Origin of the sequence: Virgisporangium ochraceum, assembly GCF_016863655.1 — a bacterium.
Lineage (GTDB): Bacteria > Actinomycetota > Actinomycetes > Mycobacteriales > Micromonosporaceae > Virgisporangium > Virgisporangium ochraceum.
On sequence record NZ_BOPH01000122.1, the window covers coordinates 34,249 to 50,118 of the forward strand.

Annotated in this window: 15 protein-coding genes; 12 read left to right on the forward strand and 3 right to left on the reverse strand. The window is 72.7% G+C overall.

Translation table 11 applies throughout. The features are described 5' to 3' along the window. The first annotated feature begins 1 nt into the window (after position 1). Positions 2-1,315 carry a VWA domain-containing protein gene (locus tag Voc01_RS43020; protein ID WP_203933509.1) on the forward strand — a complete coding sequence of 438 codons (1,314 nt, stop codon included), beginning with the start codon at positions 2-4 and terminating at the stop codon, positions 1,313-1,315. Positions 1,316-1,355: 40 nt separating this feature from the next. On the opposite strand, the gene Voc01_RS43025 is transcribed toward Voc01_RS43020, so the two are convergent. Then, the gene (locus Voc01_RS43025; RefSeq protein WP_203933510.1) at positions 1,356-1,550 is read right to left on the reverse strand and encodes a hypothetical protein; all 195 of its coding nucleotides are present in this window, start codon (positions 1,548-1,550) and stop codon (positions 1,356-1,358) included. Positions 1,551-1,767: 217 nt separating this feature from the next. On the opposite strand from Voc01_RS43025, the gene Voc01_RS43030 reads away from it, so the two are divergent. From Voc01_RS43030 to Voc01_RS43040, 3 genes are all read left to right on the forward strand, one after another. Further along, positions 1,768-2,151 carry an FHA domain-containing protein gene (locus tag Voc01_RS43030; RefSeq protein WP_203933511.1) on the forward strand — a complete coding sequence of 128 codons (384 nt, stop codon included), beginning with the start codon at positions 1,768-1,770 and terminating at the stop codon, positions 2,149-2,151. Positions 2,152-2,542: 391 nt separating this feature from the next. Continuing rightward, positions 2,543-3,658 carry an alanine dehydrogenase gene (gene ald / locus Voc01_RS43035; protein ID WP_203933512.1) on the forward strand — a complete coding sequence of 372 codons (1,116 nt, stop codon included), beginning with the start codon at positions 2,543-2,545 and terminating at the stop codon, positions 3,656-3,658. A 13-nt stretch (positions 3,659-3,671) separates the two neighbouring features. Next, positions 3,672-4,574, forward strand: coding sequence for a site-specific tyrosine recombinase XerD (locus tag Voc01_RS43040; protein ID WP_203933526.1), 903 nt, complete (start codon positions 3,672-3,674; stop codon positions 4,572-4,574). Here Voc01_RS43040 and Voc01_RS54325 read toward each other — a convergent pair whose 3' ends face one another. Then, on the reverse strand, positions 4,575-6,431 hold the full coding sequence (locus Voc01_RS54325) for an Hsp70 family protein (protein WP_203933513.1): 1,857 nt from the start codon (positions 6,429-6,431) through the stop codon (positions 4,575-4,577). A gap of 39 nt (positions 6,432-6,470) precedes the next feature. Here Voc01_RS54325 and Voc01_RS43050 point away from each other — a divergent pair, with 39 nt between their 5' ends. Then, entirely contained in the window at positions 6,471-7,580 is a 1,110-nt protein-coding gene (locus tag Voc01_RS43050) for a zinc metalloprotease (protein ID WP_203933514.1), read from the forward strand. On the opposite strand, the gene Voc01_RS43055 is transcribed toward Voc01_RS43050, so the two are convergent. Further along, positions 7,508-8,968: an alkaline phosphatase PhoX gene (locus Voc01_RS43055; protein ID WP_203933515.1), complete on the reverse strand. Its 1,461-nt coding sequence runs from the start codon at positions 8,966-8,968 to the stop codon at positions 7,508-7,510. The genes Voc01_RS43050 and Voc01_RS43055 overlap by 73 nt on opposite strands. 216 nt (positions 8,969-9,184) lie before the next feature. On the opposite strand from Voc01_RS43055, the gene Voc01_RS43060 reads away from it, so the two are divergent. The 7 genes from Voc01_RS43060 (at position 9,185) to der (ending at position 15,760) form a co-directional block, all read left to right on the forward strand. Next, positions 9,185-10,123 carry a ParA family protein gene (locus Voc01_RS43060; protein ID WP_203933516.1) on the forward strand — a complete coding sequence of 313 codons (939 nt, stop codon included), beginning with the start codon at positions 9,185-9,187 and terminating at the stop codon, positions 10,121-10,123. A gap of 7 nt (positions 10,124-10,130) precedes the next feature. After that, positions 10,131-10,775, forward strand: coding sequence for a hypothetical protein (locus Voc01_RS43065; RefSeq protein WP_203933517.1), 645 nt, complete (start codon positions 10,131-10,133; stop codon positions 10,773-10,775). Then, the gene (locus Voc01_RS43070) at positions 10,772-11,776 is read left to right on the forward strand and encodes a segregation and condensation protein A (protein WP_373873939.1); all 1,005 of its coding nucleotides are present in this window, start codon (positions 10,772-10,774) and stop codon (positions 11,774-11,776) included. The genes Voc01_RS43065 and Voc01_RS43070 overlap by 4 nt, the downstream gene beginning before the upstream one ends. Before the next feature lie 364 nt (positions 11,777-12,140). After that, complete coding sequence (gene scpB, locus Voc01_RS43075) at positions 12,141-12,941, forward strand: SMC-Scp complex subunit ScpB (RefSeq protein ID WP_373873941.1); 801 nt, start codon at positions 12,141-12,143, stop codon at positions 12,939-12,941. After that, entirely contained in the window at positions 12,931-13,665 is a 735-nt protein-coding gene (locus Voc01_RS43080) for a pseudouridine synthase (protein ID WP_203933518.1), read from the forward strand. Before scpB ends, Voc01_RS43080 begins: the two co-directional genes overlap by 11 nt. 77 nt (positions 13,666-13,742) lie before the next feature. Beyond that, entirely contained in the window at positions 13,743-14,402 is a 660-nt protein-coding gene (gene cmk / locus Voc01_RS43085; RefSeq protein WP_203933519.1) for a (d)CMP kinase, read from the forward strand. Then, positions 14,399-15,760 (forward strand): ribosome biogenesis GTPase Der, encoded by a 1,362-nt coding sequence (gene der / locus Voc01_RS43090; RefSeq protein ID WP_203933520.1) that lies wholly within the window; start codon positions 14,399-14,401, stop codon positions 15,758-15,760. Before cmk ends, der begins: the two co-directional genes overlap by 4 nt. The last annotated feature ends 110 nt before the right edge of the window (positions 15,761-15,870 follow it).

A 15,870-nucleotide genomic window follows, 5' to 3' on the forward strand; every position in this document is an offset into this window, starting at 1 on the left:
CGTGACAGAGCCGGGCTTCACCGCCGACGTCTATCAGAACGAGTACCTGCCCGAGGGCGGTCGGGTGGTCGATGCCGTCGTGACGGTCACCGCCGCGTCGGGAGGTTTTGTCGGACGCACGTCAGCGGCCTCCTCCGCCCAGGTGATCATCATCGACACGTCGGGTTCGATGGCCTACCCGCCGACGAAGCTGACCAACGCCAAGAAGGCAACGCTGGCCGCCGTGCACGCGCTGCACGACGGGGTGCCGTTCGCGATCGTGTCCGGCGACTCGATGGCCCGCATGGTCTACCCGACCCGGGAGGGCATGGAGGCGGCCTCGCCGGCCACCCGGGCCCGGGCCGAGAACGCCGTGCGGCGGCTCAGCGCGTCGGGCGGCACCGCGATGAGCACCTGGCTGAAGCTGGCCGAGCGGCTGTTCGCTGAAAACGGTAGATCTGTCGCCGAGAGAGGCGACGGCCACGGCGCCGACGTCAACCACGCGATCCTGCTCACCGACGGGCAGAACGGCGAACCGGCCAGTCGGCTCACCGACGTCCTCGGGCTGTGCGAGGGGAAGTTCGTGTGCGACAGCCGCGGCGTCGGCACCGACTGGCGGGCCACGGAGCTGCGCCAGATCGCCTCGGCGCTGCTCGGCTCGGCCGACGGCCTGGAGTCACCCGAACAGCTGCCCGACGTGTTCCAGGCACTCACCGAACGGGCGATGGGCAAGGAGATCGCCCGGGTGTCGTTGCGGCTCTGGACGCCCGCCGGCTCTACGGTTCGGTTCGTGAAGCAGGTGTTCCCGCACATCGAGGACCTCACCGGCCGGCGTACCGCCGTGAGCGACCGCATCGGCGACTACCCCACGGGCGCGTGGGGCGCGGAGAGCCGCGACTACCACGTGTCGATCGAGGTCGAGCCCGACGCGGTCGGTGAGGAGATCCTGGCCGCGCGGGTCAGCCTCGTCGCCGGCGAGCGGACGCTGGTCCAGAAGCTGGTTCTGGCCCGGTGGACCGACGACACGGCGCTGTCGACGCGGCTGAGCCCGCACGTCGCCCACTACACGGGCCAGGCCGACCTGGCCGCCGCGATCCAGGAGGGCATGGCCGCCCGCGCCGCCGGTGACGACGAGGTGGCCACGGCCAAGCTCGGCGCGGCCGTGCGGCTGGCTGCCGCGTCGGGCCGCGACGATACGGCGAAGCTGCTGCGCAAGGTGGTCGACGTGGTCGACGAGGAGAGTGGCACGGTGCGGCTCAAGCGGACCCCCGACGCGGTCGACGCCGAGATCGTCGACGTGCGCTCGACGGTCACGCGCCGGGTCCGGGGCAGTTGATGCCGACCTGCCCACGGGGTCACGCCTCGGCCGCCACCGACTACTGCGACGTGTGCGGCCGGTCGATGACCGCGCCGGTCACCTCGGGCTCGCCCTCGACGTCGGTGGTGACCCCGCCCCCGACGCCGCCCGCCGCCGACCCGGACGCCGGCGACGCCTGCCCGCTGTGCGGGACGCCGAGGTCGGGGCGGTTTTGCGAGGTCGACGGGTACGACTTCATGACCGCGACGCTCATGGAGGCTCCCGCTCCGTCGTCGCCCGCGCCGGCGCCTGGGCCGGTTTCTGGGCCGGCGACTGGGCCGGCTTCCGGGCCGGCGACTGGCCCGGCTTCCGGGCCGGCTTCCGGGCCGGCGACTGGCCCGGCTTCCGGGCCGGCTTCCGGGCCGGCTTCCGGGCCGGTCGTGCCCGAGCCCCGGCCGGCGCCTCCGGCCGAGGAGGGACCGGCGACCGGGGTGACCGTGAGCGCGGACCGCACCTACTACGAGATCGTGCGGGCCGCCGGCGGCCCCGACGCCGGTGCGCTGGTGTTCCCCGACTTCTGCCCGGAACGGCAGTTCCCGCTGCGGGGCAGCCAGGTACTGGTCGGGCGGCGCAGCCGCAGCCGCGGCATCCACCCCGACATCGACCTGACCGGCCCACCCGAGGACCCGGGCATCTCGCATGCCCACGCCCTGTTCCTCCCCCAGGCCGACGGGTGGGCGGTGGTGGACCTGGGCTCGGCGAACGGAACGTACGTCAACGACCCGGCGAAGCCGATCCCGGTGCGGGCCCCGATCGCGGTCAAGCCGGGGGACCGCATCTTCGCCGGCGCCTGGACGGTCATCACGGTCACCTAGGGACGGTGGGCAAGATCGCCGTTCGAGGAGCGGAACTCAAGTCAGACTCGAGGTTGCTTCCGCTGATCGCGATCTTGGGCAGCCGCGCGCGGGGAGGCGGCGCGGGGAGGCGGCGCGGCGGGCCGGGCGCCTGCAATCACGGTCACCTGGCCGGCGCGGCCGCCCCGTGCCTGTTCATGGACGACGCTCCATTTAGTGCGGCTTGCGGCCCAGAATCCGCACTGGATAGAGCGTCGTTGATTTAAGGGCGCCGGCCCGCCCGCGCGGCGGAAGATCGCGGCGAGGCGTAGCGGGGTCACCCGGTGGGGTATCTAGACTTCGGCTCAGCGGCGTCGTGTCGTACGAGTGGCGGCAACGGGGCCGCCCGCGGTGTCGCAGGAGGTGGCTGGTCGTGAAGGTTGGGGTTCCGCGGGAGGTCAAGAACCACGAGTACCGGGTGGCGATCACACCGGCGGGGGTGCACGAGTTCGTCCGTAACGACCATGAGGTCTTCATCGAGGCGGGGGCCGGCCTCGGGTCGTCGATCAGCGACGAGGAGTTCCGCGCCGCCGGCGCGACGATCCTGCCCGGTGCCGACCACGTGTGGGACGAGGCGGAGCTGATCCTCAAGGTCAAGGAGCCGATCGCCGAGGAGTACGGGCGGATGCGCAAAGGGCAGGTGCTGTTCACGTACCTGCACCTGGCCGCGTCGAGGGCGTGCACCGACGCGCTGGTGGAACGGCAGGTCACGGGCATCGCCTACGAGACGGTGGAGCTGCCCGACCGGTCGCTGCCGCTGCTCGCCCCGATGAGCGAGGTCGCGGGCCGGCTCGCCCCCATGGTCGGCGCGTACCACCTGATGCGTCAGGGTGGCGGGCGGGGCGTGCTCATGGGCGGCGTCTCCGGCGTGTACGCGGCCAAGACCGTGGTGATCGGGGCCGGCGTGTCGGGCATGAACGCGGCGGCGATCGCCCTCGGCATGCAGGCCGAGGTGCTGCTGCTCGACAAGAACATCCACCGGCTGCGTGACGCCGACCGGATCTACCAGGGGCACCTGCAGACGGTCGCGTCGAACCTGTACGAGATCGAGAAGGCGGTGCTCGACGCCGACATGGTGATCGGGGCGGTGCTCGTGCCCGGCGCGAAGGCGCCGACGCTGATCAGCAACGAGCTGGTGAAGCGGATGAAACCGGGCAGCGTGCTCGTCGACATCTCCATCGACCAGGGTGGTTGCTTCGAGGACAGCAGGCCGACCACGCACGCCGAACCGACGTACCGGGTGCACAACTCGATGTTCTACTGCGTGGCGAACATGCCCGGCGCCGTGCCGCACACCAGCACGTACGCGCTCACGAACGTCACGTTGCCCTATGCCCTGGAGCTCGCGAACCGTGGCTGGCGCGAGGCGCTCAACGCCGACCCGGCGCTGGCCAAGGGCCTCAACACGTACGGCGGGCAGGTCACGTACGGTCCGGTCGCCGAGGCGCACGGTATGCCGCACCGACCGCTCCAGGCCGTGCTGGCTTAGAGGCAGGACTCGCCTGAACCAGCTCGAGAAAGCCGTCCGCGCCTACCTCGACCACCTCGCGGTCGAGCGGGCGTTGTCGGTGAACACCCTGTCGGCGTACCGGCGCGACCTCGGCCGCTACGTCGGCGAGCTCACCACGTCCGGGATCGACGACCTCGGCCAGGTGCGGCCCGGCACCGTCGCCGCGCACCTGGCGGGTCTGCGCGGGGGCGCGGCGCCGCTGTCGGCGGCGTCCGCGGCCCGCGCGGCGTCGGCCGTGCGCGGGCTTCACCGCTTCGCGGTGCGTGAGGGACTGGTGGACGCCGACCCGACGGCCGACGTGAAACCGCCCAAGCTGCCCAAGCGGCTGCCGAAGGCGCTCGACGTCGACCAGGTCGAACGCATCCTCGCGGCGGTGCCGGGCGACGACGCGCGGGCGCTGCGCGACCGCGCCCTGCTGGAAACGCTCTACGGGACCGGCGCGCGCATCTCCGAGGCGGTCGGGCTGGCCGTCGACGACCTCGACACCGACCTGGTGACCCTGCACGGCAAGGGCGGCCGCACACGGATCGTGCCGCTCGGCGGCTACGCCGCCCGGGCCCTCGACGCCTACCTCGTGCGCGGCCGGCCCGCCCTGGTCGCGGCGGGCAGGGGGACACCCGCCGTGTTCCTCAACCACCGCGGGGCGCCGCTGTCGCGGCAGAGCGCCTGGACCATCCTCAACCGGGCCGCCCGCAGCGCCGGCCTCGACGGGGTGTCGCCGCACACGCTGCGGCACTCGTTCGCCACCCACCTGCTCGACGGCGGCGCCGACATCCGCGTCGTGCAGGAGCTGCTCGGCCACGCCTCGGTGACCACGACGCAGGTCTACACGCTGGTCACGGTCGACCGGTTGCGGGAGGTGTACGCGACCTCGCACCCGCGGGCGCTGTCCTGATCAGATCCCCGGGCAGTCGAACTGGACCCCGGGCCCGGTGCCGACGTCGGCCTCGCTGGGCATGAACGTCAGGATCGAGAGCGTGTTGTTGGTGGCGTCGGTCTCGGTGACCGCGCCCAGCGAGTCGATCGTGACCGTGAGCACGAGGTTGTCGCCGAGCAGGGAGCTGTCGCCGGTGATCCGGTAGTAGCCGTCGTCGCTGCCGGTCGTTCCGGCCGGCTGCAGGCCCTGGTTGAACGTGTACCGCACGGTCCGCCGGGTCCCGCCGTCGACGGACCGCGTCAGCTCGACCACGACGCCCTGCGGAGCGGGCCGGCCGTCGGGGGCGCTCCAGCGCAGCACCAGCTGCACGTCGAAGAAGAACAGGTTCGGGGCGACGGGGCCGACGCGGCACTGGCGCGAACCCTTCTCGATCGACAGGTCGCCGGGTGGGCCGGTCGCCGCCGGGGTGGGGGTGGGGCTGGCCGAGGTCGTGGGTCCGGCGCCGGTGCGGTCGGCGTCGCGGTCGGCGTCGCGGTCGACGAGGGCGGCGATGCCGGCGATCAGCACCACGACGAGCAGGATCGCGAGGACGCCGATCACCTTGGCGACGGGGGAGCCGCGCTCCGGCTCCGGGGCGGGCGAGGGCGCGGGTGCGGCGGGCGCGGCCTGTTCGGGTGCGGGCGCGGGTGCGGTGGATGGGGGTGCGGCCGGTTCGGGGGCGGCCTTCTCCAGCGAGACCCGCGCGGGCTCCGGCACAGGTTCCGGTTCCAGTACCGGCACCGGGTCCGGAACCGGCGGCGGGACCGGTGTGCGGCGGACCACGTCCGTGACGCTGCCCAGGGCGACCGCCAGCTCCGGCTGGTCGACCAGCGTCGGCGCGACCTCCAGCGTCCGGTGCAACCGCGACGCCACCAGCGGCAACCGGCTGGACCCGCCCACCAGCAGCACCGCGGCCAGGTCGGTGAGAGCACCGGCGTCCTGGACGGCGGCGCGGGCCAGGTCGACCGTACGGGCGAGCACCGGACCGGCCAGCGCGTCGAACTGCTCCCGCCCGAGCGGCACCTCCGCGTCGAGCAGCGGCACGTACACGTACGTCGACGCGGTGCGGGACAGCTGCTCCTTGGCGGTGCGCACGCCGTCCCACAGGGTGTTGCGGGCGCGCAGGTCCGCGGCGGTGACCGGCCGGCGCAGGCGGGTCCACGCGGGGTCGTCGGGGCGGACCGTCGCCGCGAGCATGTCCACGACGGCGGCGTCGACGTCGAGGCCGCCGACGCCGTCGAGGCCACGGCTGACGACGACGTCGATCCCGTCGGGCGTGCGCCGCACGACGGTGGCGTCACACGTGCCGGCGCCGAGGTCGTAGACGAGCACCGGCCGCCCGGCCGGCAGCGGCGACCGGTGTGCGGCCGCGTAGTGGGCCGCGGCGGCCACCGGCTCGTGCACGAGCACCGGCTCCGGCAGTCCCGCGATCCGGGCCGCGGCGGTGAGAACGCTCTGCCGACGCGGTCCCCAGAAGGCCGGACACGTGAGGGTGAGCGAGCCGACCGGCCCGCCCGCGGCGAGCGTCGCCTCCTCGCGGACGCGGCGCAGCACCACCGCGACCAGCTCGGCCACCGGCAGCTCCTCGCCCGAGAGCAGGACGGTGCCGTCGTCGACGCGGCGTTTCGGGTTCGGCTCCAGCCCGGCCGGCCGGGCCAGCCCCTGGTGCAGCGCGTCGCGGCCGGCGAGCCGGGTCGCGCCGGCGACGAACACCGCCGACGGCAGCTGCGGCACGCCGTCGAAGAGCAACGGCCGCGGGCCGCCGTCGGGACCGTGCAGCACCGCGGCCGTGTTCGACGTGCCGAAGTCGACACCCAGCACGTACCCACCAGCCATGGACGCCGATCTTAACGGCGGGGGCCGTACCATCTGCCGGTGCGCCAGGTCGTCACATCGGCGGTGTTCCTGACCCTGCTCGCCGCGGCGTTCGCGTTGCTGGCCACCGAGTCGGTGGCGGTCGCGGTGGTCGCCGCGGTGGCGCTGTGGGCCTCGGTGTGGGTGAACATCGTGCTGCACGAGTTCGGTCACCTCGGCGCGGCGCTGCTGATGCGGGTGCCGGTGGTCGCGGTCCGGATCATGCCGTTCACCGGATGGCGCAACGAGGTGCTGGTGCGGCCGTCGCCGTCGGCGTCTGCCCTGCGGGCGCGGATGGTGGTGGTGTATCTCGGGGGTGCGCTGGCGAACCTCGCCACCGCGGTCGGGGTCGCGTCGGTGGTGAACCGGTTTCCGTTGGTCATCCAGCTCGTGCTGGTCGAGGCGTTCCTGGTCGCGGTGCTGCTCGGCGTGCTGAACCTGATGTCGGGCGCGACGCACGACGGCACCCTGCTCTGGCTCTGGCTGGCGATGCCGGCCGAGGTGCGCGAATGGCTGCGGGAGGCGCGGTTCCGGGAGGAGGTGAACCGGACGCTGCGGCTGATCGACCCGGGCGACGTCGAGCCGCTGACCGCGTACCTCGACCGTCACCTCGGTACGGCCACCGAGGTACGGGCCGACCTCGTTGCCGACGCCGAGCGGCTGAGCGACCTGCCCGGCGCCGATCCCGCGATCGCGCAGGTGCTCACGATCCAGTTCGGGATGTGGTACCTGCACGCCGCCGCCGTCATCCGCGCGCCCGTCGAGCACAAGGAGATCGACGAGATCGTGGAGGTGGCGCGGCGGGCCTTCGACGCCCGGCCCGACTCCGCGGCGTCGAGGATCGCGATGGGACTGGCGGAGCTGCTCGCCGAGCGGCCGGAGCGGGCCGGGGAGGTGCTGGCGCGGGTCCGGCCCGCTGACGGTGACGTGTACGACGTCGCGGTCCTGCTCCGTGCGGCCGCCGGCCACCCGTTCGAGGGGGAGGCCGGCGGTCGGTTTCCGGAGCTGGCGCGGGTGGTCCGGGCGGTCCGCGACGCCGGCCCGGGCCTCGCGATGAGTCAGAGGACCCCGCGCCGCCAGGGTCCGGTGATCGCCGCGGTGAACCCGCTGCCCTCGGAGGCGTCGCCGTAGACGTTCATGAACAGCGTCTGCCCGTCGGGGCTGAAGCAGGCGCCGGCCAGCTCGCTCGTGCTGAACCTGTTCACGAGGAACTCGAACGTGCGCCCTTCGCGGGTCAGCCCGATGAGGCGGTTGACGTCGGTGAGGCCGGGGGCGAGCGGGTGCTCGTCGCCGTCGGCGCTGCCGGCGTCGTCCTCGCAGATGAGCAGGTTGCCGCGTGGGCTGACGGTGAGGTTGTCGGGGGAGTCGAGCACCGAGCCGCCGGGTGACTCGAAGACCAGCCTGATCCTGTCGCCGACGGGGGTGTACTCCCAGATCTGCCCGTAGCCCTCCGCGTAGCCGTCGGCGTTGACGTCGCCGTTCTTGGCGTCGCCGCCGCTGGTCGAGGCGATGAAGAAGCTGCGCTCGGCGGCCCAGATGCCCTCGAGCCGGTTGAACTTGGCGCCGCCGGCGGCCCAGCCCTGCGCGAACACGCTGGTGGCGCCGGGCAGTTCGGCCTCCACGACCGGGTCGGGGTCGGGGTCGTCGATGTCGCGCCAGGTCACCGGCAGCCACCTGCGTTCGGTCTGGTTCTCGCGCAGGTCGGTCTGCGGGCGCTTGTCGATGGCGAGGATCTGCAGGCGGCCGCCGCGGTCGAGCCGGGCCGGGTCGCGCGGCAGGAACCGGTAGAAGCCGCTGCCGCGTCCGGAGCCGGCGTCCTCGGTCAGGTAGACCACGCCGGTGCGCTGGTCGGTGGCGACCGCCTCGTGCGAGAACCGGCCCATCCGGGTGAACGGCTCGGCCGGGACGGTGTTGCGCGCGCCGGCCGGCACCAGGAACACGTAGCCGTGCTTGCGTCCGTAGCCGGCCTCCGGCCCGACGATCGTCTCCTCGCAGGTCAGCCAGCCCTGGTGGCGCCAGGCGATGCCGCCGGCGCAGTTGATGTGCGTGCCGTTGACGCCGATGTGGTCGCGGACGACCGTGCGGGTGCGCGGGTCGTAGTCGAGCACGCTGACGCCGCCACCGGAGAGCGGGTCGTACCGGGTCTGCGCCGGTCCGCCGACGGTGCCCTGGCCGGGCGCGTTGCGGTCCTCGTGGTTGCGGGTGAGCCGGACGGTGCGACCCGGGCCGTCGAACGCGGCCATGCCGTCGTGGCTGCTGGGGTTGCGTAGCGACGGGTCGCTGACCATCGGGGTGCCGGTGCGGCCGAACACCACGTACGAGAAGCCGGCGGGCAGCGCGAAGTACTCGACCCCGTCGTTGGCGGCGGCGACCGGGCGCAGCGGCCCGTAGCCGCCGGTGTCGCCGTCGACGGGGTTTCTCGGCGGGGTGGCCGCCGTGGCGGCCGAATCGAACGTGGTTGCTGCCAGCAGGCCGGCGGCTCCGGCCGCTCCGCTGGCGAGGAACGAACGACGTTCCATGGGTCCTCCTCGACGATGAGGAAATATAGATCAACGTGAGTTTAATGGATCTTCCCGTACGGCGCCGTACGGCGAGCGTCGCAACGTGCCAAAGTTTCTCGTCCGCGACACGCCGCGCGCGCTGGTGAAGCGCGTTCCATGCGGTGTCGTACAGTCGGGCGACGGCCAGCCCGCCGGCCCGGTAGTGGGCTTGCCGCCGGGAGGGCGAGGCTGAGCATGGCGGGCATGGAGCAGCAGGCCGAGGCGTGGACGACCACCATGCGGGCCGAGCAGGCGTCGATGGACATCGGTGCTGAGCTCGGACCGTCGGATCCCACGGCCTACACGGTCCGCAAGCCGATCCCTGAGCCGGCGCCGGTCGACCGGCACGGGCCGGCGCGCATCATCGCGATGGCGAACCAGAAGGGCGGCGTCGGCAAGACGACGTCGACGATCAACCTCGGTGCGGCGCTGGCCGAGTACGGCCGTCGGGTGCTGGTGGTCGACTTCGATCCGCAGGGTGCCCTGTCGGTCGGGCTCGGCGTGAACCCGCACAACATGGACCTGTCCATCTACAACCTGCTGATGGACGGCGACGTCGGCATCGACGACATCCTCATCAAGACCGACCTGGCCGGCCTGCACCTGCTGCCGGCCAACATCGACCTGTCGGCGGCCGAGATCCAGCTGGTCAACGAGGTCGCGCGGGAGATGGCGCTGGCCCGGGTGCTACGTCCGGTGCTGCGCGAGTACGACTACATCCTCATCGACTGCCAGCCGTCGCTGGGCCTGCTCGCGATCAACGCGCTGACCGTGGCGCACGGCGTGATGATCCCCCTGGAGTGCGAGTTCTTCAGCCTCCGGGGTGTCGCGCTGCTGCTCGACACGATCGACAAGGTGCGCGAGCGCCTGAACTTCGACCTCGAGCTCGAGGGCATCCTCGCCACCATGTACGACTCCCGCACGACCCACTGCCGCCAGGTGCTGCAGCGCGTCGTGGAGGCGTTCGGCGACAAGGTGTACCAGACGGTGATCACGAAGACCGTCAAGTTCCCCGAGTCCACGGTCGCGGGCGCGCCGATCACCACGCTCGATCCGGCGTCGTCGGGCGCCCGCAACTACCGTCAGCTCGCCCGCGAGGTCATCGCGGCGCACGAAGAACGTCTGGCCCGGTAACCGCCCGATGCTGTGGGCTCTCGCGCAGCCCGCGGCGATGGCGGGGTTGGCGGCCGCGTTCGCCATCGGGGTCGGGCTCCGCGCGGCGGCGTCCCGGTCCGTCGCGCGCCTGCTCAGAACTACATGTGACGCGCTGAGCACTTCCCGCCACTCGTCCGCTTCCCGCCTCGATCCGCTGGGCCTGGTCGCCGTCTGTTTCAGCGGTACCGGCTGGGGACGTCCGGCCCGGGTGCCCGCCACCTCCCGGGAGCGGTGGGCGGTCGCCGCCGGGCCGGTCGCGGTGCTCATCGCGAGCCAACTGGCATTCGTCGCATATCACCGGGCGTATCCGCGGATGGGGCTGCCGCTGCGGCTGAACCTGCCGTCCGACGTGCTCCGGGGTGCGGTCGCGCCGACCCATGCCGCGCAGCTGATCCTGTCGGTGGCGGTCGGTCTGCTGTGCTTCGGGCTGCTGGCGCTGCTGCCGGTGCCGCCGTTCGACGGGTACCGGCTGATCAGCACGCCGGGTGCCGCCGGGGAGTGGGAGCGGCTGGCGGCGGTGGGGGTGCTGGTGCTGCTCGTGGTGCCCGTCCCGGAGTATCTCTCCGGGCGTCCGCCGCTGCTCATGGCGCTCGATACGGTGGCCGGGCCGCTGGTGAGGGTGTGGGCGTGAGTTACCGTTCTGCGGTGGCAGAGCCGTCGTCGGAGACCGCCCCGGGGTCGGAACCCCAGGTCGCCCCCGCCGCCGACGCCACCGGCTTCCACGTGAAGCTGGCCAACTTCGAGGGCCCTTTCGACCTGCTCCTGCAGCTGATCGCGAAGCACAAGCTCGATGTGACCGAGCTGGCCCTGCACCGGGTCACCGACGACTTCATCGCCTACATCCGGGCGATGGGCCAGGACTGGGACCTCGACGAGGCCAGCGAGTTCCTGCTCATCGCGGCCACCCTCCTCGACCTGAAGGCGGCGCGGCTGCTGCCGTCGGCGTCGGTCGAGGACGAGGAGGACCTCGCCCTGCTGGAGGCCCGTGACCTGCTGTTCGCGCGGCTGCTGCAGTACCGGGCGTTCAAGGAGGCGGCGGCGCACCTGTCGGCGATGGAGGCCGCGGCGGCCCGCCGCTACCCGCGCTCGGTGTCGATGGAGCCGCAGTTCGCCGACCTGCTGCCGGAGCTGATCCTCGGAATCGGTGCCGATCGGCTGGCCGCCCTGGCCGTGAAGGCGATGACGCCGAGGCCGGTGCCGACGGTGTCGATCAGCCACGTGCACGACGTGAAGGTGAGTGTGCGCGAGCACGCCAACCTGCTGCGGGAGCGGCTGCTCCAGATGCGGACGGCCACGTTCCGCACGCTGTGTGCCGACTGCGCGAACACGCTGGAGGTGGTCGCCCGGTTCCTGGCACTGTTGGAGCTGTACCGCGAGGGGCTGGTCGGCTTCGAACAGGTGCAGGCCCTGGGTGAGCTGACCGTCCGCTGGACCGCCGGCGACGACGCCGGCACCACCCTGAAGGTCGACGAGTACGCCGGCACCCCACCCCCCACCGACACCGCGGCCACTCCGCTCCCCGCAGCGCCGCCGCCCCCCGACGACAAGGCGGCCCCGCCGCCCCCCGACGACAAGGCGGCCCCGCCGCCCCCCGAGCCAACCGCCGATCCTGGACGCCCGGGTGCGCCATAGCGACCACCGGAGTCCACGATCGCCCGAGAGAACGGACGCCCCCGTGACGCGTGAGGATGGCACAGCCGAGAACACCGGCGGGTCGCTGGCCGAGCAGGCGGCGGCGTGGGTGCCGCCGTGGTCCCGGCCGGCCGGGGAGCCGGTGGGGGAGCCGGATACCGGGGAGCGGGCTTCCGGGGAGCAGCCGGACGCCGGGGAGCAGTCCTCCCCGGAGCAGGGGGTTGCCTCGGAGAAGGTGCCGACCCCGGAGTCCGAGTGGGAGTGGGACGACTCCGAGACCTCCGACACGATCGACATCGCCGCGGAGTTGAGGTCCACGGACGCGCCCGTCGCGGCGGTCGAACCCGTGGGGGCGGTCGAACCCGTGGGGGTGCTCGAGCCGGAGCCGCTGCTGCCCGAGGAGCCGGTGCTGCCCGGAGAGCCGCTCCTTCCCGAGGAGCCGGTCGAGCCGCTCGTGCCCGGCGAGCCGCTCGGGCCGCCCGTGCCGGAGGAGCCCGTCGAGCCGCTGCTGCCCGACGAGCTGGTGGCGGCCCACGTGCCGGACGGATCGACCGTGGCCGAGGAAGCCTCACGTGCGTCTCATATCGACACGGCAGCGAGTGAGACGCAGCTGATCGTCATGGACGTGGCCGAGCTGAAGGGTGCGCTCGAGGCGATTCTGCTCGTGGTCGACGAGCCGGTCGGTGAGATCATGCTGGCGCAGATCATCGAGCAGCCGACGGAGCGGATCGTCGCGACGCTGCGGGAGTTGGCGGCCGAGTACGACGCGCAGGGGCGCGGGTTCGAGCTGCGGTCGGTGGCCGGGGGCTGGCGGTTCTACACGCGCACGACGTACGCCGCGTACGTGGAGCGGTTCGTGCTCGACGGGCAGCAGGTGCGGCTCACGCAGGCGGCGCTGGAGACGCTCGCCGTCATCGCGTACAAGCAGCCGGTGACGCGGTCGCGGATCTCAGCGATCCGGGGGGTCAACTGCGACGGGGTGGTGCGCACGCTGCTGTCGCGCGGGCTCGTCGAGGAGATGGGCACCGAACCGGACAGCGGGGCGCACCTGTACCGTACGACGACGCTGTTCCTGGAGAAGCTGGGGCTGAACTCGGTCGACGAGCTGCCGCCGCTGGCTCCGTTCCTACCTGACGACGTGGAGGCCCTCGCCGATGCACCCTGAAGGTCCGCAACGGCTGCAGAAGATCCTCGCGGCGGCCGGCGTGGCGTCGCGGCGGGCGGTGGAGGAGCTGATCGCGGCGGGACGGGTCACGGTGAACGGCTCGCGCGCGGAGCTCGGCGACCGGGCCGACCCGGCGACGGCCGAGATCTACGTCGACGGGGAGCGGATCGTCACCGACCGGTCCCGCGTGTACCTGGCGATCAACAAGCCGCGCGGGGTCGTGTCGACGATGGACGACGAGCGCGGACGGGCCGCGCTGGCCGACTTCCTGCCGCCCGGCACGCGGCGCGTCTACCACGTGGGGCGCCTCGACGCCGACAGCGAAGGGCTGCTGCTGCTCACCAACGACGGTGATCTGGCGCACAAGCTCATGCACCCGGCGTACGGGGTGCAGAAGACGTACCTGTGCCACGTCCAGGGTCCGATCCCGCGCGGGCTGGGTCGCCAGCTGCGTTCCGGTGTGGAGCTCGAGGACGGGCCGGCGTCGGTCGACAACTTCCGCATCGTCGACTCCGAGGGGAAGAACGTCCTGGTGGAGGTCGTGATCCACGAGGGGCGCAAGCACATCGTCCGGCGGATGATGGAGGAGGTCGGGCACCCGGTCAGCCGGCTCATCCGGGTCGCGATCGGGCCGGTGAAGCTCGGCGACCTGCGCACCGGCAAGACCCGCCGGCTCAACGCACAGGAGATCGCGGGGCTCTTCAAGGCGGTGGAGTCCGCCTGACTACCACTCCCGGGTTGCGGGTACTGTCTTTGTGGGTTTCAGGGGTTTCCCCGCACTTTCCGGCGAGTGGAGGGCTGATGAACGGCGGCTGTGTAGTGGCCGTGGACGGCCCGTCCGGGTCGGGCAAGTCGACGGTGTCGCGGCGGCTGGCCTCGGCGCTGGGCGCCCGCTACCTCGACACCGGTGCCATGTACCGCGCGGTCACGTGGGCGGTGCTGCGGGCCGGCGTCGACCCGGCCGACGCCGCGGCGGTCGCCGACGTCTGCTCCCGGGTGTCGCTCGACGTCGGCATCGACCCGTCCGCGCCGCACATCCGCGTCGACGGGGTGCCGGTCGACGGTCCGATCCGCGGCGTCGAGGTCACCGCGGCCGTGTCGGCGGTCTCGGCCGTGCCGGCGGTGCGCGCCGCGCTGGTCGCCCAGCAGCGGAAGATCATCGCGGACGCGGGCCGCATCGTGGTCGAGGGCCGCGACATCGGGACCGTCGTGGCGCCCGACGCCGACCTGAAGGTGTACCTGACCGCTTCGGTCGACGAGCGGGCCCGTCGCCGCAGCGGCGAGACCATGGTCGACGTCGACACGACGGCCGCCGACCTGCGCCGCCGCGACCAGTTCGACTCGACCCGGGCCGCCGACCCGCTGCGGCGCGCCTCCGACGCCGTCGAGCTCGACACCACCCGCCTCGGCATCGACGAGGTGGTGCTGCGGCTCCGGGAGCTGCTGGGTGTGAGGGCGTGACCTTGTCTCAGGAGGTTTTCGACGAGGTCGATCTCGTCGTCCCGGTGGTCGCCGTCGTCGGTCGGCCGAACGTGGGCAAGTCGACGCTGGTCAACCGCATCATCGGCCGGCGCCAGGCCGTCGTCGAGGACGTGCCCGGGGTGACCCGCGACCGCATCGCCTACGACGCGACCTGGTCGGGTCGCCGGTTCACGGTGGTCGACACCGGTGGCTGGGAGCCCGACGCCCGTGACCGGGCGGCCCGCATCGCCGCTCAGGCGGAGAACGCGGTGGCCACGGCCGACGTGGTGCTGTTCGTGGTCGACGGCATGGTGGGTCCGACCGACGTCGACGAGGCGGCCGTGCGGATGCTGCGCCGCGGCGGCAAGCCGGTGCTGCTGGTCGCCAACAAGATCGACAGTTCCCGGCAGGAGCCGGAGGTGGCGTCGCTGTGGTCGTTGGGGCTCGGCGAGCCGTACCCGGTGTCGGCGCTGCACGGTCGGGGGTCGGGTGACCTGCTCGACGCCGTCCTGGCGGCTCTCCCGCTGCCCGCGCCCGTCGAGGACTTCTCGGACAAACCGCGCGGGCCCCGGCGGGTGGCGCTGGTCGGGCGGCCCAACGTCGGCAAGTCGAGCCTGCTGAACAAGCTGGCCGGCGAGGAGCGGGCGGTGGTCGACTCGGTCGCCGGCACCACCGTCGACCCGGTCGACTCGCTGGTGCAGATCGGCGGCGAGGAGTGGCTGCTGGTCGACACGGCGGGCCTGCGCAAGCGGGTCGGGCAGGCCAGCGGCACCGAGTACTACGCCAGCCTGCGCACCGCCGCCGCGATCGACGCCGCCGAGGTGGCGATCGTGCTGCTCGACTCGGCCGAGCCGATCTCCGAGCAGGACACCCGGATCATCTCGATGGTCGTCGAGGCCGGTCGCGCCCTCGTGCTGGCGTTCAACAAATGGGACCTCGTCGACGACGACCGCCGCACGCGGCTGGTCCGCGAGACCGAGCGGGAGCTGCGGCGGATCCCGTGGGCGCTGCGGGTCAACGTGTCCGCGCGCACCGGTCGGGCGGTCGACAAGCTGGCGCCCGCGTTGCGGACCGCGCTGGAGAACTGGGAGCGGCGGGTGCCCACCGGTCAGCTGAACAGCTGGCTCACGGCGCTGGTGCAGGCCACCCCGCACCCGATCCGGGCGGGCAAGGCGCCCCGGGTGCTGTTCGCCACCCAGGCGGGGGTGTCGCCGCCGAAGTTCGTGCTGTTCACCACGGGCTCGCTCGACCCCGGGTATGTCCGGTTCATCGAGCGGAAGCTGCGCGAGGAGTTCGCGTTCGAGGGGACGCCGGTGCACGTCACCGTGAAGCCGCGCGCGAAGCGCTCGCGCTCCTAGTAGTGCTTCGTGCTCGCGCCGTTGTCGAAGCGTGCGCCGTTGTCGAAGCCTGCGCCGTTGTCGAAGCGTGCGCCGTTGTCGAAGCCTGCGCCGTTGTCGAAGCGTGCGCC